The organism is Anaerotruncus sp. (assembly GCF_057433415.1).
Genome location: NZ_DBMDHH010000095.1, coordinates 1 through 4,573 on the forward strand (window position 1 = coordinate 1; position 4,573 = coordinate 4,573).

Below are 4,573 nucleotides of genomic sequence, written 5' to 3' on the forward strand. Positions count from 1 at the left end.
ATTGAGATCGCTGAGACCTCCGACTACGGCCTCATCTCGCGCGTCATCACGAACGACTTCCAGGACGCCATGAAGGTGGCCGCGAGTTTAAGAACGGGCATGGTCGCCGTCAACGGTTCCGGCGGGTTTCGCGCGCAGGAGCTGCCCTTCGGCGGCGGCAAGAAGATGAGCGGGAACAGCCGCGAATGCATGTCCTCCGTCCTGGAAGAGGTGACGCAGGAGAAATCCATCATCTTCCGGTACGCCATGAAAAAATATCACGAGTCCTGATCGCTCCGGCGCGCCGCGCCCCGACTGGGAAGGAGAAAGCTATGAAAGCGCTGTATTATGAAAAGCCGCTCAGGGAAAACGCGTCGATCCGCGAGATGCCCGATCCCGTCTGCGGGAGCCATGACATTGTCATCAGGGTGATGAGCTGCAGCATCTGCCACGGCGTCGAGGCGGACCACGAGGCGCCCGGCGGGAGCAGCTGCTCCGGGTATCCGCTGATCCCGGGCCATGAGTTCGCCGGCTATGTCCATGAGGTCGGCGACGCCGTCACGACCTTCCGGGTGGGCGACCGGGTCACCGCCGACAACACCGTTCCCTGCGGCGTCTGCCATTACTGCAAAAAAGGTGATTTCATCCACTGCCCGGACAAGCGGAACCTGGGGAACAAGGCGAACGGCGGCTTCGCGGAATATGTGAAGGTCGCCGAGGGCAAGGCGGTCCGGCTGCCGGATCACGTCAGCTTCAACGAGGGCTGCCTTTCCGAGCCCGTCGCCTGCTGCATGCACTCCATGGATCAGATGAACATCCGCTACGGCGACGACGTGCTCGTCATGGGCGCCGGCCCGATGGGCATGATCCTCGCGATGCTGGCGTCGCACAGCAGCGCGAACCACGTCGTGGTCTGCGCGTCGTCCGCGGCCAAACTGGAAAAGGTCAAGGCGCTCGGGATCGAAACCGTTTTGATGGACCGCGGCGACTATTCCAAGCATGAGAAGGAGCTGCTTTCCCGCTATCCGCTCGGGTTCGACTGCCTCTTCGACGCCACTGGCGCCGAGGAGCTCGTCTACTCCACCCCCAGGCTCATGAAGATGGGTGGGCGGATTCTCGGCTACGGCTACTACCGCGGCGAGCATCCGACGCTCCGCTTCCCCTTCAACGAGTTCTGGGACCGGGAGCTCACCTATTATTCCTCCCTCAGCCAGGTGGGCGATTTCGGCAGGGCGGTGGACGCCATCGCCTCGGGCAAGGTCAACGCCAAGGCGCTGATCAGCGGCGAATACGACCTCGACCATTATTTCGACGGCCTCGACCGGGTGATGCACGAAAAGGACGTCATCAAGATCATCATCCATCCGAACGCCGAGTAAGGCCCCCCTACCCCGGAGGAACCCCCGGCAGGCACGGATTCCCGTTGCACAGGGCAATTACGGACGCGGACTCCGCGCCCGTAATTGCCCTGTCCGCGTTTCGCCGGAGACGGGCGGAAATGGAAGCGGGTCTCCGCCCCGGACGGCGCGGGGGCCCGCTTCCTTCCATTTTGGTCAGTCGAGGCGGATCGTCCTGCCCTGCCTCGCAGATTCATACATCGTTTCGATCACCCTGACCACGGCGGCGGCCTGTTCGGCACGCACCGCGTGCGGCCTACCGCCCTCCAAATCGGTGAGCCAACTGTCCATCTCCCGGACCGGCGCGAGGGAGAGCACCTCGTCGGCCAGATCGCCCATCGGAATGAATTTTTCCGGGCCGTCGGGCGTGACCGTGACGAGCCGGTCGTATTCCGCCTTCACCAGCTTCCACCGGTAGGAGCCCGGGCCGTAGTCTCCCTGCAGCTGCTGCGCCCCGCCCTTTGTCCCGCACACCGTCACGCACGCTTCCCGCGCGTCGGGAATGTTGAGCGCCCAGGACGCCTCCACGCTGAGGAGCGCGCCGTTTTTCATGCGGATAAAGCCGAACGCCGAGTCCTCCACCTCGAATTTGGCGGGATCCCAAGGGCCCCACACGTTGCCGGCCGGGTCGTCGACCAGGCCCTTGAACGCCGCGGCCGTGACCGACGCGATCTCATAGTTATCCATAAACCACAGGGCGAGGTCGATGGCGTGGGTGCCGATATCGATCAGCGGCCCGCCGCCCTGCGCCTCCATCGAAAGGAAGCGGCCCCATGTGGGGACCTTTTTTCTGCGCGTGGCGTGCGCCTTCGCGTAGTAAATCTCCCCCAGGTCGCCCGCGCGCGCGGCCGCGTGGACCGCCTGTGAGTCGTCCCGGAACCGGTTCTGGTAGCCGACGGTGAGCTTCCTTTGGTTTTTCTTCGCGGCCTCCACCATCCTGCACGCGTCCGCGTAGCTTTCGGCCATCGGCTTTTCGCACATGACGTGCTTGCCCGCGTTGAGGGCCTTGACCGCGATTTCGCAGTGCGAATGGTTGGGCGTGCAGATGTGGACCGCGTCCACAGAGGGATCGTTCAGGAGCTCTTCAAAGTCCTCATAGACCTTCGCGCCGGGCAGCAGGTCCTCCCGGAGGCTGTATGCCGCCGCCGGCTGCATATCCGCCAGCGCGGTGATCTCGCAGCGGTCCGGGAACTGTAACAGCGCCCTTACGTGTTTCACCCGCGCGATCGAGCCGCAGCCGATGATCCCGATTCTCAATTTTCCCATAACCAGCCTCCCATTCCCGGTGCTATTCCATCGCGAGGAAGCCGCCGTCGACCGGCATCGTGACGCCCGTCATATAGCCGGCGGCCTTCGACGCCAAAAACAGGACCGCCGCCGCGATATCCTCCGGCTCGCCCCAGCGTCCCATGGCGATCCTCCGGAAGATTCCGCCGCTCGCCTGCTTATCGTGGAAGAAATCCCAGTTCATCTTCGTCATGATGTACCCGGGCGCGACCGCGTTGACCTGGATGCCCTTGCCCGCCCACTCGTTGGAGAACGCTTTGGTAAGCTGCATCACGCCGCCCTTCGAGGCCGTGTAGGGGACGACGTTGAGCCCCGCGATGAAGCTGGTCATGGAGGCGAAGTTGATGATCTTGCCGCTTCCCTGCGGGAGCATCGTCCTGCCGGCGAGCTGGGTAAGCTCGAACACCGCGTCAAGGTTGACGTCCATCACCTTCCGGTAGTCCTCGAAGGGGAACTCCTCCGCCTTGTGCAGGATCTGGATGCCCGCGCAGTTGACGAGGATGTCCAGCCTTCCGCCGAGCGAGTCCAGCGCCGCGTCGTAGGCGGCCTTTCTCGCCCCGGACGTGGAGAGGTCTCCGACGACCGAATGGAACACGCCGCCCGTTTCCTCCGCCAGCCCGCGCGCCGTGTCCTCCAGGTTTTTCGCCAGGTCGACAAGGCATACCTCCGCGCCGTAATAGGCAAAATACCGCGCGACCTCCCTGCCCATCCCCTGGTTCCCGCCGGTCACGATGGCCTTCTGGCCGGTCAGATCAAACAAATTGAGCCTGTCTTTCAATGCGTTTCCTCCCCGAATTTAAAATAAAGGGTCAGTCGAAGACCCTGTGCAGCAGGGCGGCGTCCCTCGCCAGCAGCTCCTCCGGGGCACCCCGGCCGCATACGGACGCCTTGTCATAGACGCTTTCCAGAATCAGGCACCCCTTGTAATCGCTGTCGAGGATCGCCCGCGCCGTGCGGAAGAACCCGGAGGTCCCCTCCCCCAGCAGCGAGCCCGAGAGCATGGGGCCGACGCCGTCCTTCAGGTGGACGCCGCCGATCAGGCCGGCCAGCGCGGTAAAATACCGCGCCATGGACGTTCCGTCGTACACATAGAGGTTCTGCGAATCAAAGAAGATCTTGACCATCGGGTTATCCACCGCGTCCAGGAGGTTGTGGACCTGCTCCACGCTCTGGTTGATTTCCAGATGGGTCTCGATGCCCCTCTCCGCGGCTTTTTCGCTGAACCGTTTGATATATGCCGCCGCCCGGTGGAAGGACGGCCCGTCGCAGATGCCGTTTTTGCCCAGCACGGGCAGCAGAAACGACTTGCAGCCGAATTCCCCGCAGAGGTCGATCGTCCGGTCAACCAGTTCGGCCGCGATCCGTTCCTCCTCCGCGCCCTGCGGCATCGTAAAGCTGTACTGGTCCACGAACTGGGGGGACAGGGAACAGATATCCACCCCATATTCCGCGCTCCCCTGCCGGTACGCCTCGATCACGGCCGGGCTGCCGAGGCCCTTTCCGTCCAGCACCTCCTCGCCGACGCCAAGCTGTAAGCAATCGAGTTTTTGTTCTGCGGCGATCCGGCAGAGCTCTCTGCCCCGCGCTTTCAGGGACCACTCGCACACGCCGTATTGAAATCTTCCCATTGTCCCACTCCTCATCCTTTCGCGGCTTCGGTGAACAGCTTCAAATACCACTCGGTGATCGGATACGGTTTTTCCAGCGCGGCAAAGGCCGCGTCCGGCGTAATCGTTGCGATATCCACGCCCAGCGCGGCCGCAGCCGTCATATCCTGCGCGCGTTCCGTCGCCGCGGCGAGGACCTTCGTATGCGTGCCCGCCACGACGGCCACGATCGCGTCGAGGGTGTCCATCCCGCTGTAGCCGATCTGCCCGATGTCGCCGACATAGGGGGCGACGTAGTCGGCG

At 63.5% G+C, this 4,573-nt stretch carries 5 protein-coding genes and 1 pseudogene; 2 read left to right on the forward strand and 4 right to left on the reverse strand.

Annotated features, from left to right (window positions below; genetic code table 11):
* The coding region (locus ACZO3G_RS14410) for an aldehyde dehydrogenase family protein (RefSeq protein WP_486847358.1) at positions 1 to 270 on the forward strand (270 nt) is incomplete at its 5' end.
* 41 nt (positions 271 to 311) lie between these two features.
* The gene (locus ACZO3G_RS14415) at positions 312 to 1,358 is read left to right on the forward strand and encodes an alcohol dehydrogenase catalytic domain-containing protein (protein WP_276871341.1); all 1,047 of its coding nucleotides are present in this window, start codon (positions 312 to 314) and stop codon (positions 1,356 to 1,358) included.
* A gap of 174 nt (positions 1,359 to 1,532) precedes the next feature.
* Here the strand turns inward: ACZO3G_RS14415 and ACZO3G_RS14420 are convergent, their stop codons facing one another.
* The 4 genes and pseudogenes from ACZO3G_RS14420 to ACZO3G_RS14435 all read right to left on the reverse strand — a co-directional run.
* Positions 1,533 to 2,642: a Gfo/Idh/MocA family protein gene (locus ACZO3G_RS14420; protein ID WP_276871339.1), complete on the reverse strand. Its 1,110-nt coding sequence runs from the start codon at positions 2,640 to 2,642 to the stop codon at positions 1,533 to 1,535.
* 22 nt (positions 2,643 to 2,664) lie between these two features.
* Entirely contained in the window at positions 2,665 to 3,441 is a 777-nt protein-coding gene (locus tag ACZO3G_RS14425) for an SDR family oxidoreductase (protein ID WP_276871337.1), read from the reverse strand.
* A gap of 31 nt (positions 3,442 to 3,472) precedes the next feature.
* Positions 3,473 to 4,291 carry a sugar phosphate isomerase/epimerase family protein gene (locus ACZO3G_RS14430; RefSeq protein WP_276871336.1) on the reverse strand — a complete coding sequence of 273 codons (819 nt, stop codon included), beginning with the start codon at positions 4,289 to 4,291 and terminating at the stop codon, positions 3,473 to 3,475.
* 11 nt (positions 4,292 to 4,302) lie between these two features.
* Positions 4,303 to 4,573: pseudogene (locus tag ACZO3G_RS14435) on the reverse strand (hypothetical protein); the annotation flags it as partial.